Source organism: Clostridium nigeriense, assembly GCF_050585265.1.
Taxonomy (GTDB): domain Bacteria; phylum Bacillota; class Clostridia; order Clostridiales; family Clostridiaceae; genus Clostridium; species Clostridium nigeriense_B.
On the sequence record NZ_JBNOOE010000002.1, the window covers coordinates 365,255 to 384,371 of the forward strand.

The following is a 19,117-nucleotide window of genomic DNA, read 5'->3' on the forward strand; positions in this document are numbered from 1 at the left end:
GGTTAGTAATTTGAAGACCGGAAAGATAATTAAGGTTGCAGGTCCCTTAGTCGTAGCAGAAGGGATGGAAGAAGCAAATATATTCGATATGGTTAAGGTTGGAGAAAAAGGTCTTATTGGTGAAATAATCGAAATGAGAAATGATAAGGCATCTATCCAAGTTTACGAAGAAACTACAGGAATTGGACCAGGGGATCCAGTAGTAACTACTGGAGAGCCATTAAGTATAGAATTAGGACCAGGTCTTATTGAATCTATGTTTGATGGAATTCAAAGACCACTTGATGCCTTTGCTAAGGCAGCAAATTCACCATTTTTAACTAAGGGTGTAGCAGTTAAATCTTTAAATAGAGAAAAACTTTGGAGTTTTGTATCTACAGTAAAAGTAGGAGATGTAGTAGAAACTGGAGATGTTATTGGAACAGTTCAAGAAACTACAGTTGTACTTCATAAAATAATGGTTCCTTATGGAGTTAAAGGTAAAATTAAAGAAATAAAAGAAGGCGATTTTACTATAGTTGATACTGTATGTATAGTAGAAACTGAAAAAGGTGATAAGGAATTAACTTTAATGCAAAAATGGCCAGCAAGAAAAGGAAGACCATATGCAAGAAAATTAAAACCAGAAGCACCTATGACTACAGGACAAAGAGTTATAGATACATTTTTCCCAGTAGCTAAAGGTGGTGCAGCTGCAGTTCCAGGACCATTCGGTGCAGGAAAGACAGTTGTTCAACATCAAGTAGCTAAATGGGGAGATACTGAAATAGTTGTTTATGTTGGATGTGGAGAACGTGGAAATGAAATGACAGATGTTCTTAACGAGTTCCCAGAACTTAAAGATCCAAAAACTGGTGAAAGTTTAATGAAGAGAACAGTACTTATTGCTAACACTTCAAATATGCCAGTTGCAGCTAGAGAAGCTTGTATTTATACAGGAATAACTATTGCAGAGTACTTTAGAGATATGGGATATTCAGTTTCGATAATGGCTGACTCAACATCAAGATGGGCAGAAGCTTTAAGAGAAATGTCAGGAAGACTTGAAGAAATGCCAGGGGATGAAGGTTATCCAGCGTATCTTGGATCAAGACTTGCTGATTATTATGAAAGAGCCGGCAAGGTAATATGTTTAGGTAAAGATGGAAGAGAAGGAGCTGTAACAGCAATTGGAGCAGTATCGCCTCCAGGAGGAGACCTTTCAGAACCTGTTACTCAAGCAACTCTTAGAATAGTTAAAGTTTTCTGGGGATTAGATGCTCAATTAGCATATAAGAGACATTTCCCATCAATTAACTGGTTAAATTCATATTCATTATATGCAGATACAATAGATGCATGGATGAATGAAGAAGTTGCATCAGATTGGTCATCTTTAAGACAAGAAGCTATGACATTACTACAAGAAGAATCAGGTCTTCAAGAAATAGTAAGCCTTGTTGGTATAGATGCATTATCTGAAAATGATAGATTAAAGTTAGAAATTTCTAAGTCAATAAGAGAAGATTATCTTCAACAAAATGCCTTTCATGAAGTTGATACATATGCATCATTAGATAAACAATATAAGATGCTAAAGTTAATACTTCTATTTAGAAAAGAAGCAGAAAGGGCATTAAAGGCAGGAGTTTATTTAAATAAAATTTTAGGATTAAGTGAAATTAGAGATAAAATTGCAAGAAGTAAATATATTCATGAAGATAGCATAAGAAAAATAGATGAGATTGCAATTGAATTAAAGTCTGCTATAGATGCACTAATAACTGAAGAGGGAGGTGTTCTAGATGCTTAGGGAGTATAAGACTGTAACAGAAGTCGTAGGACCTTTAATGGTAGTTGAAGGCGTTGAAGGTGTTAAGTATGATGAGCTAGTTGAGGTTGAACTTCAAACTGGTGAAATGAGAAGAGGAAAAGTTCTTGAAATTAATGGAACTAGAGCTATGGTCCAACTTTTTGAAGGATCATCAGGTATTAATTTAAAAGAAACTAAGGCTAGATTTTTAGGAAGACCACTTGAACTTGGGGTTTCAGAAGATATGCTTGGAAGAATCTTTGATGGTATGGGACACCCAATAGATAATGGGCCAAATATAATAGCTGAAAAGAGATTAGATATAAATGGAGAAGCTATAAATCCAGTATCTAGAGATTATCCATCAGAATTTATTCAAACGGGTATTTCAGCTATAGATGGACTTAATACTCTAGTTAGAGGACAAAAATTACCTGTATTTTCAGGATCAGGACTTCCTCATGCACAATTAGCTGCACAAATAGCAAGACAAGCGAGAGTTTTAAATTCTGATGCTAACTTTGCAGTTGTATTTGCTGCTATTGGGATTACATTCGAAGAATCTCAATTCTTCGTTGATGAATTCAATAAAACTGGTGCTATAGATAACTCAGTATTATTTATGAATCTTGCATCAGACCCAGCTATAGAAAGAATAGCAACTCCTAGAATGGCTCTTACTACAGCTGAATTCTTGGCTTATGAAAAAGGAATGCATGTACTTGTTATTATGACAGATATAACAAATTATGCAGAAGCGTTAAGAGAAGTATCAGCTGCTAGAAAAGAAGTACCAGGTAGAAGAGGATACCCAGGATATTTATATACTGACCTTTCAACATTATATGAGAGAGCAGGTAGACTTAGAGGTAGAGAAGGATCAATAACACAGATTCCTATATTAACTATGCCAGAAGATGATAAGACACATCCTATTCCAGACTTAACTGGATATATTACAGAGGGTCAAATTATCCTTTCAAGAGAATTATATAAGAAGGGAATTATGCCTCCAATAGATGTTCTTCCGTCATTATCAAGACTTAAAGATAAGGGTATAGGAAAGAATAAGACTAGAGAAGACCATGCTGATACTATGAACCAATTATTCTCAGCTTATGCACAAGGTAAGCAAGCAAAAGAATTATCAGCTATTTTAGGTGAATCAGCATTATCAGATATAGATAAGCAATATGCGAAGTTTGCAGAAGCTTTTGAAGAACAATATGTATCACAAGGATTTACAGCAAATAGAAGCATAGAAGAAACATTAGAATTAGGATGGAAGCTTTTAAAGATACTTCCAAGAACTGAACTTAAGAGAATTAGAGATGAGTATCTTGAAAAGTATATGCCAAAGGGAGATGAAGAATAGCCATGGCAAGATTAAATGTCAATCCTACTAGAATGGAGATGTCTAAGCTTAAAAAAAGATTAGTTACAGCAACAAGAGGACATAAACTTTTAAAGGATAAGCAAGATGAGCTTATGAGACAATTCGTTAATCTTGTCAAATATAATAATGAATTAAGAAAATCTGTAGAAGCAGAGCTTCAAGGAGCACTTAAGGATTTTGTTATGGCTAGAGCTGTTATGAGCTCAGAATTTCTAGAAGAAGCAGTAGCTTATCCAAAAGAAAGTATATCAGTTGAAGTAGGAACTAAAAATATAATGAGTGTTAATGTTCCAAAGATGGACTTTCATAGGCAGCTTGAAGGTGATGAAGGTAGTATATTTCCATATGGCTTTGCAAGTACATCATCAGAATTAGATGATTCTATTTCTAAACTTTACAGTATATTGCCAAAGCTATTAGAACTTGCAGAAGTTGAAAAATCTACTCAATTAATGGCTGATGAAATAGAGAAGACTAGAAGAAGAGTTAATGCTCTTGAATATATGACTATTCCTTCATTACAGGAAACTATTAAGTATATTAGAATGAAGCTTGATGAAAATGAAAGAGGAGCTTTAACTAGACTTATGAAAGTTAAAGATATGATACAAGCAAAGAGTTAGGGGCTTCCTAACAAACCATAAAATATAATTTTATAATTTACTTACTTTAGTTTTTAGCAGTAAATATTGTTGTATTAGAGCGACTAATATAACATATTTACTGCTTTTTTACTCTTTAGGGAATTATAAAGATGGTACCCTTTGAATAACTTTTTTATTATAAAACGTAACTCTTTTGTAATTGATAATAAGTAATGATAATAGTATAATAAGATAATGGTTAATTAACATAATAAATAGAATTTAAGGAGCATATTATGCGATATATATTATCTTTTATATTAGCATTTTTACTAGTATATTTTATAACACCAAGTTTGATAAAATTATCTTATAAAATCAGTTTTACAGATAAACCAACTAAAAGGAAAAAACATGGAAAAGAGATACCACTTTGTGGGGGATTAGCCATGTTTATAGGATTTTTTATAGTATATTTTTTAGTTAATAACTATAGTATAACAAGTGAGAAAATTTGGATATTTATTGGATCATTACTTATTTTATCAATAGGATTAGTTGATGATTATTATAAAACTAGGGGGAAGGAGTTCCCGATATACCCAAGGCTAATTATACAATTGATAGCAGCTTTTATTATTTATAATGCAGGAGTAGTATTTAGAGGGTTTACAAATCCTTTTACTGGAGAATATTTATTGCTATCTAAAACAATACAATTTATTCTTACTATTACTTGGATATTTGGAGTAACAACTGTGATCAATTGGTCTGATGGAATGGATGGACTTGCAGGTGGACTTTCACTTATATCATCAATAACTTTTGCAGGGGCAGCAATAATATTGAATCAAAGTGAATCTATTAGTATGTCATTAATAGTTTCAGGAGTCACCCTTGGATTTCTAATGTATAATAAATATCCAGCAAAGATATTTATGGGAGATTCAGGAGCAAACTTTCTAGGATTTATATTAAGTATAATTGCTTTAGATGGGGCTTTTAAGCAAGCTACATTTATGAGCTTATTTATACCTATATTAGCTTTAGCAATACCTATATTTGATAATATATTTGTTATAATTAAAAGATTTAAAGATGGAAAGCCAGTCTATCAAGCTGATAGAAGTCAAATTCATTATAGGTTAGAGGCAAAAGGATTTACACCAAAGCAAGTAGTAACATACATAAATATGGTTAGTTTAGCTTTTAGCTTAATTTCAATAATATTACTACTTATAAAAAAATAATACAATATAAAATTAGAGCTCTATTATGAATAGAGTTCTTTTTTTATTCTTTAGGAAATTATAAAATTATATTATCATAAATTGATTTGCTTATATTTGAATGATATTCTTTATAGAAATATAAAAAGGGGGGAGCATTATATGTATAATGGTAAATTAGTTGAATTAAGGGCTTATAAAGAAGAGGATATAGAAAAGGCAGTAGAATTTATAAATGATGAAGAAGTTAAAGTGATGCGTTGAAAATACTAATTAAATTTATATTTGAGGAAGTAAATATGAATAAGATAAAGCTTATGGTATTTTCTTTTAATAAAAGAGCAATTTCATCCTATAAGAAGCTTGGTTTCAGAGAAGAAGCATTACTAAAAAATGAGATATATAGAAATGGAAAGTATTATGATGAGATTCCTATGGCAATATTTAAAGATGATTGGATAAAGTAATAGTATTTCATTAATTATTAACACTATTAATAATTATGAAAATGTAGTAAATTAATTATATAAATATTTGGAGGAGGAGTAGAAATGGAAAAAGTAGAAAGTTTTGAATTAGATCACAGAATTGTTAAAGCACCTTATATTAGAAAGTGTTGTTTACTTGAAGGAAAAAAAGGAGATAAGGTAACTAAATTTGATATTAGATTTTTACAACCTAATAAAGAAGCTTTTGGTACAGCAGCAATGCATGGGTTAGAGCATTTATTAGCACATGAGCTTAGAAGTAAATTAGATGGAATTATAGATTTATCTCCTATGGGTTGTAGAACAGGATTTTATTTAAGTATTTGGGGAGACAGAAGCCCAGAAGAAATAAAAGAGGCATTAGAAGTGGCATTAGAAGGGGTTTTAGATGCAAAAGAAATACCTGCAGCTAATGAAATTCAATGTGGAAATTATAGAGATTTATCATTATTTGGTGCCAAAGAATATGCAAAAGAGGCTTTAGATAGAGGATTTTCATTAAATATTTATGGAGAAAATTAATAAATATTATAAAGTAGCTATAGAAAATGCAAAATAAAAATGTATAATTAAAGCATTTTAATAAGTCATATTACAAAAATTAAAATTATAGATTTTAAATTAAGGGGCTGTTTATAATGGTCCCTTTTGATTAAAGAATTGTGAGGCTATTTATGTAAATTTATTAATATCAGTTGGAAGTTATATTTAAAATACACTCTTGTTTTACTTTTATCTACTTAATTACAAAAATTATGTAAAAATAAATAAAAATAATGAAAAACTATGGAAAAGAATAACAGGTAATAGTATAATTATTATAGTTATTAATTAGGATAAATAAAGAAATCAGAAGGGAAAAATAATGATTGAAACTATCATAATTTCATTTGTAATTTGCAAAATTAAAGGATTTAAACTAAGACCTTTATTTAAAAGTTGGACAATCTATCCAGTAATATTTATGGAGTTAGTATATTTATTTGTTCAAATTAATATTTTTATGGAGAACTATGGAGTTATAAATTATGTAGGATTGTTAAAAACTTTTTATTTATGTTCATATCTTCCATTAATATTTAAATATAAGCAATATATATCAGCTATAGTAGGTTCTATATTTGTAGCAATTGGAGGTATATTAAACGATATAGCTATTGCCGCAAATAATGGATATATGCCAGTTTTCCCAACTATTTCATATTTAACAGGATATGCGAATTACGATTCCTTTAATAAGGTAAATGATATACATATATTAGGAGATGCTAATACTAAATTAAAAGTTCTAACAGACATATTTGATATAGGATATAGTGTACTTAGTTTAGGGGATATATTTATAAGAGTATTTGTATTTATAATATTATATAGTATAGTGAAGCAGCTAAATTTAACAAATGAGAAAAATTATTAATTCACTTAATAATGGGATTAAAAGGAGAATAAAAATGTTGAAATTACAACCAATAGAATTTGTCTTAAGGGCAATTCCAGAAAGTTTTTTAGTTATATTTGCAATTTATATTTTTTCTAAAACAGAGATAAATAGAAAAAAGTACTTAGTAACTAGTATAGCATTTTCAATAATTATTTATATTACTAGGATGTTACCAATAAATTATGGTGTACATATGATTTTATCAGTATTATTTTTATTATTTATAATAGTTTCATACAATAAAATAGATGTTATTAATGGAATTAAGAGTATTATATTTACATATTTGGTTCAGCTAATTTCAGAAGCAATAAATGTTTTTATTCTTAATTTTATTAATCTTGATTTGGAAACTTTATTTAAAGATCCAGTTAGTAAAACTATTTTAGGAATACCGTCATTAGTTATTACAGGAATTATAATATCAACATTTTATATGATAAATAAAAAAAGAAAGAAGTATAAAAAAGCATGAGTTTAGAATTATTAAGTAGAAATATATCTAATAATTTAAAAAGAGAATTAAACTTAGATGAAGATAAAAGAAGTATTATTGAATATGGGTTATTTGCTTTTTTTCATATGGGAATATCTATTTTATTAGTAGCAATAGTTGGAGCCATTTTTAATGTAATGATTGAAGCATTAATAATTTCTTTTTCTTCAGCTATTTTAAGAAAATTTTCAGGAGGGGCACATGCTAGTACTGCTACTAATTGTGCAATACTTGGTGTTTTAATAGCTGTTATTCCAGCTTATATAATTAAAAATATGAGTTTAAATAGCAATTATATAATTTTTGTAGGAGTTTTAGTATATATTATTTCATTTATTATTATTTACAAATTAGCACCAGTAGATAGTCCCAATAAGCCTATTAAAAAGGTTGATAAAATTAAAAGGTTAAAAAGAGGATCTATTATTATATTGTCTATTTATATGATGATTGTAATATTTAACATAATTGCAAGTTATGTAAACAAAAAGAATGTATTTTTAATATATTCTTCATGTATATATATTGGTGTATTATGGCAGGTATTCACATTGACAAAATTTGGTTATTTCATAGTTAATATAGTAGATTCTTTATTTATAAAAATACTTAATTTTAAAAGAGGTGAACGATAATGAAAAGATTAAACAATAAAGTATTAATGGCAGTTGCAGCTTTTGCTACAGTAATTGCATCTGTAGTATCTACTTCAGCTTGCTGGTGGGCTATGTATCAACCAGAAGAGCCAAAAGCTTTAAAAGATGAATAATTAAATGAAGATCGGATTTCCCGATCTTCATTTAATACAGAAAGAGATTATTGCTATGATGAAGATGAAAAATGATAGATTAAAAGAAATAAATGATATGGTTTCAATAGTGAAATTGGCATCATTAATGTTTACGGGAATTATATTTTTTCAATATTTTTTTGATACTGATAAGTTATCTGAAAATATGATTTACAGGCAATCAGCTTCTATGGGGATATTTATAGCAGGATTAATATTATTATTTATATATTTTTTATGGTCATTTCCATCAGCTAAAAGAATGGATAAGAAAAATTATAGATATATAATGTTTATAGAAAACTTGTTTTTTATCGCAATATTTTTTATGTCAGTACTTTTATCAGGAGGGTATAAAAGTGAATATAAATATATATTTCTTTTTATAATAACCAGTTCTACAATACAATTGGGTCTAAAAAGTGGGCTAGTAGTTGCTTTAATTTCTTCAGTTTTAATATTAGGAATGGATATATTAGGTGTATCTAATACAGCTGTTAATAAATATTTTCAAAATGATTTAATTCTTTCGGGAATTTTTATTTTAACAGCATGGCCTTTAGGATTTTATGTTAGGATTGAAGGTGAACATATTAGTAGGTTGGAAGAATTAGTAAATAAAGATGGTTTAACTCAAGTGTTTAATCATAGATATTTTCATGATACGCTAAAAGAGCAAGTAGCAATATCAGAGAAATATAAAGAACCTGTTTCTATGATATTTGTTGATATAGATTATTTTAAGCATTATAACGATTTATATGGGCATCAAAAGGGTGATGAGGTATTAAGGACTATAGGAAAAATACTAAGAGATAATGTTAGACAAAATGATATACCTGCAAGATATGGTGGAGAAGAATTTGCAGTTATATTACCTGATACAACAGAAAAAGAAGCACTTTATATAGCAGATAAAATTAGAAAAAAAATTGAGTCTACAAAATTCTATGGAGAGGAAAATCAACCAAATGGGTTATTAACTGCTTCAATGGGGGTTTCAACATATCCTGATAAGGCTAAGGACGATGTAGAACTTATAAAAAGTGCAGATGATGCTTTATATAGAGCAAAGTTTTTTAATAAAAATAGAGTTGAGACATATATATCAATATTAGATGAATTAAAAGATGATATAGATGAAAAAGATATAGAATTAGTTACATCTATTAAGACATTAATCAGTGTAATAAATGCTAAAGATAGGTATACATATGGACATTCAGAAAGAGTAGTGTTTTATAGTAGATTATTGGCGGATAAATTAGAATTAAGTAATGAAGATAAGAATTTATTAGTATATGCCTCTTATATGCATGATATAGGTAAAATTAATATTTCTCAGGATATATTAATAAAGAAGATGCCTCTAACTAATGAAGAATGGGAACAATTAAAACGACATCCAGAAGATGGAGTAAAAATAATTAAGCCGGTAAAGTCATTAAAAAATATTATACCTATAATATTACATCATCATGAAAAATATGATGGAACTGGATATCCTTATAAATTAAAGGGGGAGGAAATCCCTTATTTAGCTAGGGTTCTTACTTTAGTTGATAGTTTTGATGCTATGACTTCAAATAGGCCCTATAATGTTAGAAGGACTTATGATGAAGCTATAATAGAGTTGAAGAAATATAGTGGTACACAGTTTGATCCTGAAATAGCTAATAAATTTATAGAGGTAATTCAAGAATATAAAGATAAGTTGGATACATTACTTTAATTTTAAGGTAAAAATATTTATAATAGCTATAACTTTCTATATAAAAGGGCTGTCGATAAACAGCCCTTTTATAATTTTATTTCCTTATTAGATAATCTTTTATTAGTATATTCTTTAATTAGTTGATAAGCTACACTAAAGATTGGAATACCAATTAACATTCCTACTAATCCAAGGGTACTTCCTCCAACGATCATAGCAAGCATAACCCATATTGCAGAAAGCCCAACTGAGTTACCAACAACTTTTGGATAAATAATATTTCCTTCAAATTGTTGTAGACATAGAATAAATATAATAAACCAAAGAGCTTGAATTGGGTTTATTATAAGTATTAAGAAAACAGCTGGAATTGTACCTATAAAGGCTCCAAAAACAGGGATTAATGCAGTAACACCTATAAGTACACTTATTAATAATGGATATGGCATGGAGAATATATTCATACCAATAAAGCATAAAGCACCAAGTATACAGGCTTCAACACATTGTCCTGTAATAAATTTGGAGAATGTATTATTAGCTAGCCTACCGATTTCTACTGTTTTATCTGCAAAATCTTTTTTTGTAAAAGCATATAAGAACTTTTTAAGTTGATATATCAAAGTTTCTTTACTTGCTAACATATATATAGTTAGTACTAAAGAAAGTATAAAATTAATAATTCCACTAGTTATAGTAACTGTAGTATTTAGAATACCACTTAAAGATGTAGTTAAAAAATTAGCAGAGAACTGAAGTAATTCTTTCCAAGTACCCATAAGTGTATTATATATGTTTTGCAATATTTCTGTAGAAGTAAAATATTGATTAATTAAACCTTCGAAAGATTTTAAGTAATCTGGAACTGCTACTAAAAGTGTAGATACACTAGATAATAATTGTGGAATAACAAACAGTCCTAAGGCTATAATTAAGCCTATAAGAGTAATAAATGTAGCTAGAATTGATAATGGTCTTTTTAGGCCTCTAATAAAACTTGATTTTTCTTTATCTAAAAAATTAAAAACCTTATTTTCAAAAAACATCATTGGTAAGTTTAAAACAAAAGCCATAGAAAAGGCTATTATAAAAGGATTAATTATATTGAATATATTTCCAAAAGTAGATCCTACTAACTTGAGGTTTGATAGAATGAAATATAAAATAATTAAATAGGTTCCCAATAAAATATTTTCTTTGAATTTCTTGTTAATTTCCTTCAATTAAGACATCCTCCATCATGTAAAAATAGTATATTATAATTTTAAAGCAATAATTGCAATAAATCTAGTGATAAAGTTGAATCATTTATAAAATAAAAGTAAAATATATAGTAAGAAAATAGAAATTATGGAGATGAAAAAATGACTAAGGTTAAAAATATTAAGACATTAGCAGCTACTAAGTACTTATCTTTATATAGTGCTGACTATGTTAATAAAAAAGGCAATTTAAGAAATTGGACAATAGCATCAAGAAAAAGTTTGGAAACAGTTAAAAATAAGTTTTTCAATAATGGAGAAGATGATATAGATGCTGTTATCATTTTTGCAGAGCATATTGATGAAAATAAATTAGTACTTATTAGGCAGTTTAGAGTACCTATAAATAATTATGTTCTAGAATTGCCAGCAGGTTTAGTAGATGGAAATGAAAAGTTTGAAGAAGCTGTAAGAAGAGAATTAAAAGAAGAAACAGGCTTAGACCTCATAAGTATAGATAAGCAAGGAACTAAAGAAAAAGTATATGTTTCAGCTGGTATGACAGATGAATCAGTTGCATTTGTAAAATGTACTTGCAATGGAACAGTTTCAAAAGAAAACTTAGAAGATGATGAAGACATAGAAGTTATTATGGTTACAAAAGAAGAAGCTAATAAATTACTTAAATCAAATGAAATTATGGATATAAAAACATTATTAGCAATACAAAACTTTATATTAAGTTAAATTTAAACCACTAGCCGTTAGAAATAAATATGAGATGTTAGTGCAACTTGGAGCTCGCGACAGAGTAGAATACATAATTCTGAGGAAAGAGGAATTATTACCTTCGGTTTTTAGAAGTAAATATGTTATATTAGAGCGACTTGGAGCTTGCGACGGAGCACTAATATAACATATTTACTTATTTTTTTAATAAAATTTGCTAAATTGAGGTAGAATACTAAGGATTAATTATTATGAGGTAGTAATAATGAGTAATGCAAAGTATTTTATTAATTTTGGTATGGATGAGGACATAGTAGAGGATGTTAGAAAAAAACTTACATATATCAAGACTTGTGGTAATTTTACAGGAGAAAAAGGAAATAAAATATATTTTGAAAAGTATAAAGTAAAAAATGAAAGAGGAGGAATAGTAATTTCTCATGGTTTTACAGAATGTATAGAAAAGTATATGGAAATAATATATTATTTTACTAGGGAAGGATATTCTGTATTTATTATGGAACATAGAGGTCATGGAAGGTCTGGTAACTTAGGAGCAAATGATAAAAGCCAAATTAATGTAGAAAAGTTTGATTATTATATAGAGGATTTAAAATATTTTATAGATAATGAAATAAAGATAAGAAAAAATAAAAAATTATTTTTATTTGCTCATTCTATGGGTGGTACTATAGGAACTATGTTTATTGAAAAATATCCACAATATTTCAGTAAGGTAATTTTATCTTCTCCTATGCTTCAAATAGCAATTGGGAAAGTGCCTGGGGCTATAGCTAGGCTTATAGCTAAATTGGCATTAATATTTGGAAAGGGTGATGATTTTATACTTGGTAATATGCCCTATGATGGTACATATGATTTCTTTTTAGCATCTACATCAAATGAGAGTAGATACAATTATTATTATAGAGAGATAGTTTCAAATAATAAAATACAACGAGGGGGAGGATCATTTAGATGGCTCTATGAATCATTGAATGCAATTAAATATGCCTTAAAAAGGGGAAATATAGATAAGATAAAGGCTAAGATATTATTATTTCAGGCAGGAAATGATGGCTTAGTTGGATATGGAGGCATTAAAAAGTTTGCAAAAAGATGTAAGACTTGTAAATTAATAAAGTTTAAAAATGCTAAGCATGAGCTTTATCTAGAAAATAACGATATTTTAGAAGAATATCTAGATTCAATATTTAAGTTTTTAGAAAATAACACATAAAAACAACGTAACAATATTAAGACAGAAAAATATGATAATATAGATATGAAAGGGAGGGGTTAGGCTTGGAAGAAATACTAAAGCTTAAAAATAAATCAGGAGTAATAGTTAATGCAAGATATAAAATTTTAGACTTAAATGATATAGAGGATATAATAAAGCTACAAGATAATATAATAGAAGATTTAGAAGATAAGCAGCTATATGCTCCAACAGAAAAAGAAGAGTTTATAAGTTATTTAAAAAATGGTGGTAAAATTATAGGCTACTTAGATGAAAAAAATGAATTAATAGCAATGGCAGTTTATATAAAAAAAGGATATGAAAAGGGCAACTATGGTTATGATTTAGATTTAGAAGGAGAGAAGTTACTAGAAGTTGCTCAAGTAGAATCTACAGTGGTGAGAAGTGATTATAGAGGAAATGGGCTTCAAAGAGTTCTATGTGAAAAAATAGAGAATATAGCTAAAGATGAAAAAGTTAAAATATTAACTTCAACTGCATCACCATATAATAAATATAGTGTAAATACATTTAAAAAATTAGGGTATGAGATTAAAAAAGATAAATTAAAGTACGGAGGATTAAGAAGATACGTATTGGCTAAGGAAATATAAATATATTGCAGTTAATATGTTGTGTTAGACTTATTTGTAGCTTGTGACGGAGCGACTAATATAACATATTTGCTGCTTTTTTTGTGGTATAAATTAAATTTATTTAATACCAGTTTTCTACATAAAATAAAATATTAATTAGAAATGTAAAGATAATAAAAGTTATTAATATGTAATTAGCTATTATAGTTGATTATTAGCAAAATAACAGTTGATTAATCCTTAGTAGTTTAGTATGATATAATTAATTCAGAGTGAAATGATAAGATTTAATTTAAATATATAATATTTACAACAAGGAGATGTAAAAATGAGCGATGTTTTATTAAATATAAATGGACTAAAAACAGCAGTAGAAGGAAAGGAAATATTAAAAGGGTTAGATTTAAAAATTAATAAAGGTGAGATACATGTAATTATGGGACCAAATGGTGCTGGTAAATCAACTTTAGCTAATACCTTAATGGCTCATCCAAAGTATAAAAGAGTAGAAGGTGATATTACTTTCGAAGGCGAAGATATAACAGATCTTAAGACTGATGAAAGAGCTAAAAAAGGATTATTTTTATCTTTCCAAAGTCCAGAAGAAGTTCCAGGAATAACAGTTGAAAACTTTATTAGAAGTGCAAAAATAGCAAAAGAAGGTCAATTAATTAAATATTTAAAGTTTGATAAAGACTTAAAGAATAATATGAAAGAATTAAAGATGGATCAAGAATATGCAAAGAGATATTTAAATGTAGGATTTTCAGGTGGAGAAAAGAAAAAAAATGAAATACTGCAAATGCTTATGCTAAACCCTAAATTAGCAATATTAGATGAAACAGATTCAGGACTAGATGTAGATGCTGTTAGAATAGTATCTGAAGGTATTAAGATGTTCGCTAATGATGAAAATGGAGTTTTAATAATAACACATAATAATAAAATTCTTGAAAGCTTAAACGCGGATTATGTTCATGTTTTAGTTAATGGAAAGATTGTTAAAACTGGAGATGCTAGTTTAGCAGATGAAATTCAAGAAAATGGATATGAAGCTTTTAAAGTAGAAGCCATGTAATAAGGAGGTGACTAGCTTTGGAAATTAAAAACAAGACCTACGTGGAAGACGTAGAAAGAGGAATTTACGACGTAAAAAATGAAGATAAATTCGAATTTAAAACTGATAAGGGATTGACTAGAGAAATAGTTGAAACAATATCAAAAGAAAAAGAAGAGCCAGAATGGATGAAAGAGTTTAGATTAAAATCTCTTGAAATATATAATAAGATAAAATTACCAACTTGGGGTCCATCTTTAGATGAGCTAGATATGGATAACATAGTTACATATGTTAGACCAAAGTCTAAGTTAAATGAAAGTTGGGAAGAGGTACCAGAAGATATTAAAAAAACATTTGATCTTTTAGGTATTCCAGAAGCAGAGAAGAAATCCTTAGCAGGTGTTGGTGCTCAATACGATTCAGAAGTAGTTTATCATAGTATTAGAGAAGATCTAGTAAAACAAGGTGTAATATACACTGATATGGAAACTGCAATTAGAGATCATGAAGAAATAGTTAAGGAGTATTTTATGAAGTGCGTTACTCCAAGTGATCATAAATTTGCTGCACTTCATGGAGCAGTTTGGTCAGGAGGATCATTTGTATATGTACCAAAGGGCATACATGTAGATATTCCATTACAATCATACTTTAGATTAAATTCACCAGGAGCAGGACAGTTTGAACATACACTAATTATAGTAGAAGAAGGAGCTAGCCTACACTTTATAGAAGGATGTTCAGCACCAAAGTATAACGTTACTAACTTACACGCAGGTTGTGTTGAATTATTCGTAAAAGAAGGAGCTAAGTTAAGATACAGTACTATAGAAAACTGGTCAAAGAACATGCTTAACTTAAATACTAAGAGAGCAATAGTAGAAAAAAATGGAACAATAGAATGGATATCAGGTTCTTTTGGATCTAGAATATCTATGTTATATCCAATGAGTATTTTAAAGGGTGAAGGAGCAAAGGCAGAATTCACTGGAGTATCATTTGCAGGTAAAGGACAAAACTTAGATACTGGAGCAAAGATAATCCATGCTGCACCAAATACATCATCAACAATTAATTCTAAATCTATTTCTAAAAATGGAGGAGTTGCAACTTATAGAGGTGTAGTTAAAGTAAATGCAAATGCTCATAATTCTAAATCAGTAGTATCTTGTGAATCTTTAATGTTAGATAATATTTCTAAGTCAGATACTATTCCTGTTATAGATTTAATGAATGATGATGTTGAAATAGGACACGAAGCTAAAATCGGAAAAATTAGTGATGATGCTATATTCTACTTAATGAGCAGAGGTATTTCTGAAGAAGAAGCTAAGTCGATGATAGTAAGGGGATTTGTTGAACCTATATCAAAGGAATTGCCATTAGAATATGCAGTAGAAATGAATAACTTAATTAAGCTTGAATTAGAAGGGAGCATAGGATAATGAGTAATAATATAAGTTTTAATAATATTAACAAGACTCCTGTGAGAACTAAGAGCTGGTTAAAAGTTAATGATGTAACATTAAAGAATTATAACTCTCCAGAAATTGGAGAATTCAATAATTATAAAATAACTGGTAATGAACTTGAAGGAGTAACTGTAGAAGAATTTAAAAAAGGAAAGATATTTCCATTAAATAAAAAATTTGTTTATGGGGCATCAGAAGAGTTAGTTAATCAAGGTGAATTTGATTTTAACAGAGGGTTTCTTATCAATATAGAAAAAAGAGCAAGAATTCAAGACCCGATAATCTTAGAATTTAATATGGATAAGGAAAATAGTACTTTAGTAGATAATATATTAGTAGTTGCAGAAGAGGGTTCTGAAGCAAAGATAATTATTAAATACAATTCAAAGGACGAAGTTGAAGGCTATCATAATGGAGTATGCAAAATATTCAGTAAAAATGATAGTAATATACAAGTAGTTAAAGTAAATTTATTAAATGGAAATACTGTAAATATAGATTCAAATTTATCAGATATAAATAGTTATGGAAAGGTAGAATTTGTTTCAATAGATTTAGGTGGAAAAGTAAGTGTTACAAATTATCATGGAGATTTGATAGAAGATAGTTCAGAATCTAAATTAAGTTCAATTTATCTTGGTGGAGATAAAAAAGTAATAGATATGAACTATATAGTTACTCATAGAGGAATAAGAAGTAAATCTCAAATTACTACAAGAGGTGCGTTAAAGGGAGAAGCAAGTAAGATATTTAGAGGAACTATCGATTTTAAAAGAGGAGCTTCTAAAAGTAAAGGCGCTGAAGATGAATATTGTATGATTTTATCACCAAAGGTAAAAGCAAAAGCTCTTCCATTATTATTATGTGATGAAGATGATGTATCTGGTGAGCACGCAGCAGCATCAGGAAAGATAGATGAAAATAAGCTATTTTATTTAATGAGTAGAGGATTAAGCTATAATGATGCTAGAAGAGTAATAATTGAAGGTGCTTTTAATCCAATAATAGATAAAGTTGTAGATGACTCAACAAAAAATGAAATTTTAGCTGTAATAAAGGGATGTTTGGATAATGAATAAAAAAGATTTTTTAAAGGATTTTCCTACCTTAAATAAAGAGAAAAATGGGAAGAGAATAGCTTATTTAGATAGTGCTGCTACAACACAAAAACCTACAGTAGTAATAGATGCAATTAAAAATTATTATGAAAAGAGCAATGCAAATCCTCATAGAGGCGCTTATGAATTAAGCGTCCTTGCTACTGAGGCTTACGACGAAGCTAGGGAAAAAGTACGAAGTTTTATTAATGCAGAACATTCAGAAGAAATAATATTTACTAAAAACGCAACAGAAGCTTTCAATTTACTTGCAATGTCATATGGAATGAATTTTATTAATGAAGGCGACGAAATAGTAATTTCTATAGCAGAACATCACTCAAATTTAATTCCATGGCAAAATGTAGCTAAAGCTAAGGGTGCAATTTTAAAATATATGTATACAGATGAAAATGGGGAATTGACTGAAGAAGAAGTTCATACTAAAATCACTGACAAAACTAAAATAGTAAGTATAACTCATGTATCTAACGCTTTAGGAACTATAAATCCTGTAAAGCAAATAGCAGAATATGCACATTCTAAAGGAGCTATAGTAATAGTAGATGGGGCTCAAAGTGTACCTCATATGAAAGTAGATGTAAGAGATTTAAATGCAGATTTCTTAGTTATTGCAGGACATAAACTTTTAGGTCCAATGGGTATAGGAGTATTGTATGGGAAGAAGGAATTATTAGAAAAGATGCCGCCTGTAATATTTGGAGGAGATATGGTAGAATATGTATATGAGCAAGAAACTACCTTCAATGTTTTGCCATATAAATTTGAGGCAGGTACTCAAAACGTAGAAGCAGCAGTAGGATTATCAAAAGCAATAGATTACTTAAATGAAATAGGAATGGATAACATTGAGAAAATTGAAAAAGAACTAATGTCTTATGCTATGGAAGAATTAAGTAAGTTAGATTATGTAAAAATATATGGACCTAGAGATGTTGAAAAAAGAGGTGGAGTGTTATCCTTTGAAATAAATGGAGTTCATCCACATGATATTGCCTCAATTTTTGATACATTTGGAGTTTGTATTAGAGCTGGAAATCACTGCGCACAACCTTTAATGAGATATTTAGGAGTAAATGCAACAGCTAGAGCAAGTATTTATTTCTATAATACTAAGGAAGATATTGATAGGTTAGTAGAAGCAATTAAAAAAACATATGATATGTTTTCAAAATGGAGGTAGGGTTTAATGGATTTAAATGAAATTTATACAACTCTTATAATGGAGCATAGTGCATCTAAGCATAATAGAAGAAAGTTAGATCATGCAGATCTATGCGAAAGAGGTCACAATCCAAGCTGTGGAGATGAAATCACATTAGAAGTAAAGTTAAATGGAGATATAATAGAAGATTTAGCTTTTACAGGTCAAGGATGCGCAATATCTCAAGCATCAACTTCAATGATGATAGATTTAATTAAAGGTAAGAGTAAAGAAGAAGCCTTGAAATTAGTAGAAACTTTTATCAGTATGATTAAAAGAGAGATTGATGACGAGGATGAGTTGGAAGCATTAGAAGATGCAATAGTTCTTAAGAATATATCAAACATGCCTGCAAGAGTAAAATGTGCAGTATTAGCATGGCATACTTTGAAAGAAGCTATGGAAAAAGATAATAAGTAATGAGCTATAAAAAAATCATTTTATAAGAATAAAATGATTTTTTTATTCAGTTTGTTGAAAAACCCACTGTTTAAAAACAGAGGGTTTTTCTATTATTAGTTGTGGATAAAATTTAAGATTAAAAATATTATCAAAATTAATAA

General features: G+C 28.7%; 20 protein-coding genes. 19 read left to right on the plus strand and 1 reads right to left on the minus strand.

Annotated elements, in window-relative coordinates:
* Positions 1–10 precede the first annotated feature (10 nt).
* From ACQPVP_RS03495 to ACQPVP_RS03545, 11 genes are all read left to right on the plus strand, one after another.
* Complete coding sequence (locus tag ACQPVP_RS03495; RefSeq protein WP_430847270.1) at positions 11–1,792, plus strand: V-type ATP synthase subunit A; 1,782 nt, start codon at positions 11–13, stop codon at positions 1,790–1,792.
* Positions 1,785–3,167 carry a V-type ATP synthase subunit B gene (locus ACQPVP_RS03500; RefSeq protein ID WP_430847272.1) on the plus strand — a complete coding sequence of 461 codons (1,383 nt, stop codon included), beginning with the start codon at positions 1,785–1,787 and terminating at the stop codon, positions 3,165–3,167. The genes ACQPVP_RS03495 and ACQPVP_RS03500 overlap by 8 nt, the downstream gene beginning before the upstream one ends.
* Positions 3,168–3,169: 2 nt before the next feature.
* Positions 3,170–3,811: a V-type ATP synthase subunit D gene (locus ACQPVP_RS03505; protein WP_430847274.1), complete on the plus strand. Its 642-nt coding sequence runs from the start codon at positions 3,170–3,172 to the stop codon at positions 3,809–3,811.
* 257 nt (positions 3,812–4,068) lie between these two features.
* Positions 4,069–5,022 (plus strand): MraY family glycosyltransferase, encoded by a 954-nt coding sequence (locus ACQPVP_RS03510; RefSeq protein ID WP_430847276.1) that lies wholly within the window; start codon positions 4,069–4,071, stop codon positions 5,020–5,022.
* Positions 5,023–5,300: 278 nt separating this feature from the next.
* Positions 5,301–5,468 (plus strand): GNAT family N-acetyltransferase, encoded by a 168-nt coding sequence (locus tag ACQPVP_RS03515; protein WP_430847278.1) that lies wholly within the window; start codon positions 5,301–5,303, stop codon positions 5,466–5,468.
* 84 nt (positions 5,469–5,552) lie between these two features.
* A complete protein-coding gene (locus ACQPVP_RS03520; protein WP_430847280.1) occupies positions 5,553–6,011 on the plus strand; it encodes an S-ribosylhomocysteine lyase in 459 nt (152 codons plus the stop codon).
* A gap of 343 nt (positions 6,012–6,354) precedes the next feature.
* Positions 6,355–6,906, plus strand: coding sequence for a DUF5317 family protein (locus ACQPVP_RS03525; RefSeq protein WP_430847282.1), 552 nt, complete (start codon positions 6,355–6,357; stop codon positions 6,904–6,906).
* A gap of 34 nt (positions 6,907–6,940) precedes the next feature.
* Positions 6,941–7,405, plus strand: coding sequence for a hypothetical protein (locus ACQPVP_RS03530; RefSeq protein ID WP_430847284.1), 465 nt, complete (start codon positions 6,941–6,943; stop codon positions 7,403–7,405).
* The gene (locus ACQPVP_RS03535; protein ID WP_430847286.1) at positions 7,402–8,061 is read left to right on the plus strand and encodes an accessory gene regulator ArgB-like protein; all 660 of its coding nucleotides are present in this window, start codon (positions 7,402–7,404) and stop codon (positions 8,059–8,061) included. The genes ACQPVP_RS03530 and ACQPVP_RS03535 overlap by 4 nt, the downstream gene beginning before the upstream one ends.
* Positions 8,061–8,195: a cyclic lactone autoinducer peptide gene (locus tag ACQPVP_RS03540; protein WP_430839676.1), complete on the plus strand. Its 135-nt coding sequence runs from the start codon at positions 8,061–8,063 to the stop codon at positions 8,193–8,195. The genes ACQPVP_RS03535 and ACQPVP_RS03540 overlap by 1 nt, the downstream gene beginning before the upstream one ends.
* A 55-nt stretch (positions 8,196–8,250) precedes the next feature.
* Positions 8,251–9,948 carry a bifunctional diguanylate cyclase/phosphohydrolase gene (locus ACQPVP_RS03545; protein ID WP_430847318.1) on the plus strand — a complete coding sequence of 566 codons (1,698 nt, stop codon included), beginning with the start codon at positions 8,251–8,253 and terminating at the stop codon, positions 9,946–9,948.
* 68 nt (positions 9,949–10,016) lie between these two features.
* On the opposite strand, the gene ACQPVP_RS03550 is transcribed toward ACQPVP_RS03545, so the two are convergent.
* Entirely contained in the window at positions 10,017–11,153 is a 1,137-nt protein-coding gene (locus ACQPVP_RS03550; RefSeq protein ID WP_430847288.1) for an AI-2E family transporter, read from the minus strand.
* A gap of 141 nt (positions 11,154–11,294) precedes the next feature.
* Between ACQPVP_RS03550 and ACQPVP_RS03555 the strand changes: the two genes are divergently transcribed.
* The 8 genes from ACQPVP_RS03555 to sufU all read left to right on the plus strand — a co-directional run bounded on the left by ACQPVP_RS03555 (position 11,295) and on the right by sufU (position 18,974).
* Positions 11,295–11,879, plus strand: a complete 585-nt coding sequence (locus ACQPVP_RS03555; protein WP_430847290.1) for an NUDIX hydrolase — start codon at positions 11,295–11,297, stop codon at positions 11,877–11,879.
* A gap of 247 nt (positions 11,880–12,126) precedes the next feature.
* Positions 12,127–13,101 (plus strand): alpha/beta fold hydrolase, encoded by a 975-nt coding sequence (locus ACQPVP_RS03560; RefSeq protein ID WP_430847292.1) that lies wholly within the window; start codon positions 12,127–12,129, stop codon positions 13,099–13,101.
* A 65-nt stretch (positions 13,102–13,166) separates the two neighbouring features.
* Entirely contained in the window at positions 13,167–13,718 is a 552-nt protein-coding gene (locus tag ACQPVP_RS03565) for a GNAT family N-acetyltransferase (RefSeq protein ID WP_430847294.1), read from the plus strand.
* A 310-nt stretch (positions 13,719–14,028) separates the two neighbouring features.
* A complete protein-coding gene (gene sufC / locus ACQPVP_RS03570) occupies positions 14,029–14,778 on the plus strand; it encodes a Fe-S cluster assembly ATPase SufC (RefSeq protein WP_430847296.1) in 750 nt (249 codons plus the stop codon).
* 17 nt (positions 14,779–14,795) lie between these two features.
* Positions 14,796–16,205: a Fe-S cluster assembly protein SufB gene (gene sufB, locus ACQPVP_RS03575; RefSeq protein ID WP_430839682.1), complete on the plus strand. Its 1,410-nt coding sequence runs from the start codon at positions 14,796–14,798 to the stop codon at positions 16,203–16,205.
* Entirely contained in the window at positions 16,205–17,311 is a 1,107-nt protein-coding gene (gene sufD, locus ACQPVP_RS03580; RefSeq protein ID WP_430847298.1) for a Fe-S cluster assembly protein SufD, read from the plus strand. Before sufB ends, sufD begins: the two co-directional genes overlap by 1 nt.
* Positions 17,304–18,533, plus strand: coding sequence for a cysteine desulfurase (locus ACQPVP_RS03585; RefSeq protein ID WP_430847300.1), 1,230 nt, complete (start codon positions 17,304–17,306; stop codon positions 18,531–18,533). The genes sufD and ACQPVP_RS03585 overlap by 8 nt, the downstream gene beginning before the upstream one ends.
* Before the next feature lie 6 nt (positions 18,534–18,539).
* Entirely contained in the window at positions 18,540–18,974 is a 435-nt protein-coding gene (gene sufU, locus ACQPVP_RS03590; protein WP_430847302.1) for a Fe-S cluster assembly sulfur transfer protein SufU, read from the plus strand.
* Positions 18,975–19,117 lie beyond the last annotated feature (143 nt).

Excerpts from the sequence above, each read along its gene's own strand:
- ACQPVP_RS03500 (WP_430847272.1), top strand. The coding sequence starts at position 1,785 with ATGCTTAGGGAGTATAAGACTGTAACAGAAGTCGTAGGACCTTTAATG.
- ACQPVP_RS03505 (WP_430847274.1), top strand. The coding sequence starts at position 3,170 with ATGGCAAGATTAAATGTCAATCCTACTAGAATGGAGATGTCTAAGCTT.
- ACQPVP_RS03510 (WP_430847276.1), top strand. The coding sequence starts at position 4,069 with ATGCGATATATATTATCTTTTATATTAGCATTTTTACTAGTATATTTT.
- ACQPVP_RS03515 (WP_430847278.1), top strand. The coding sequence starts at position 5,301 with ATGAATAAGATAAAGCTTATGGTATTTTCTTTTAATAAAAGAGCAATT.
- ACQPVP_RS03520 (WP_430847280.1), top strand. The coding sequence starts at position 5,553 with ATGGAAAAAGTAGAAAGTTTTGAATTAGATCACAGAATTGTTAAAGCA.
- ACQPVP_RS03525 (WP_430847282.1), top strand. The coding sequence starts at position 6,355 with ATGATTGAAACTATCATAATTTCATTTGTAATTTGCAAAATTAAAGGA.
- ACQPVP_RS03530 (WP_430847284.1), top strand. The coding sequence starts at position 6,941 with ATGTTGAAATTACAACCAATAGAATTTGTCTTAAGGGCAATTCCAGAA.
- ACQPVP_RS03535 (WP_430847286.1), top strand. The coding sequence starts at position 7,402 with ATGAGTTTAGAATTATTAAGTAGAAATATATCTAATAATTTAAAAAGA.
- ACQPVP_RS03540 (WP_430839676.1), top strand. The coding sequence starts at position 8,061 with ATGAAAAGATTAAACAATAAAGTATTAATGGCAGTTGCAGCTTTTGCT.
- ACQPVP_RS03545 (WP_430847318.1), top strand. The coding sequence starts at position 8,251 with ATGATGAAGATGAAAAATGATAGATTAAAAGAAATAAATGATATGGTT.
- ACQPVP_RS03555 (WP_430847290.1), top strand. The coding sequence starts at position 11,295 with ATGACTAAGGTTAAAAATATTAAGACATTAGCAGCTACTAAGTACTTA.
- ACQPVP_RS03560 (WP_430847292.1), top strand. The coding sequence starts at position 12,127 with ATGAGTAATGCAAAGTATTTTATTAATTTTGGTATGGATGAGGACATA.
- sufC (WP_430847296.1), top strand. The coding sequence starts at position 14,029 with ATGAGCGATGTTTTATTAAATATAAATGGACTAAAAACAGCAGTAGAA.
- sufD (WP_430847298.1), top strand. The coding sequence starts at position 16,205 with ATGAGTAATAATATAAGTTTTAATAATATTAACAAGACTCCTGTGAGA.
- ACQPVP_RS03585 (WP_430847300.1), top strand. The coding sequence starts at position 17,304 with ATGAATAAAAAAGATTTTTTAAAGGATTTTCCTACCTTAAATAAAGAG.
- sufU (WP_430847302.1), top strand. The coding sequence starts at position 18,540 with ATGGATTTAAATGAAATTTATACAACTCTTATAATGGAGCATAGTGCA.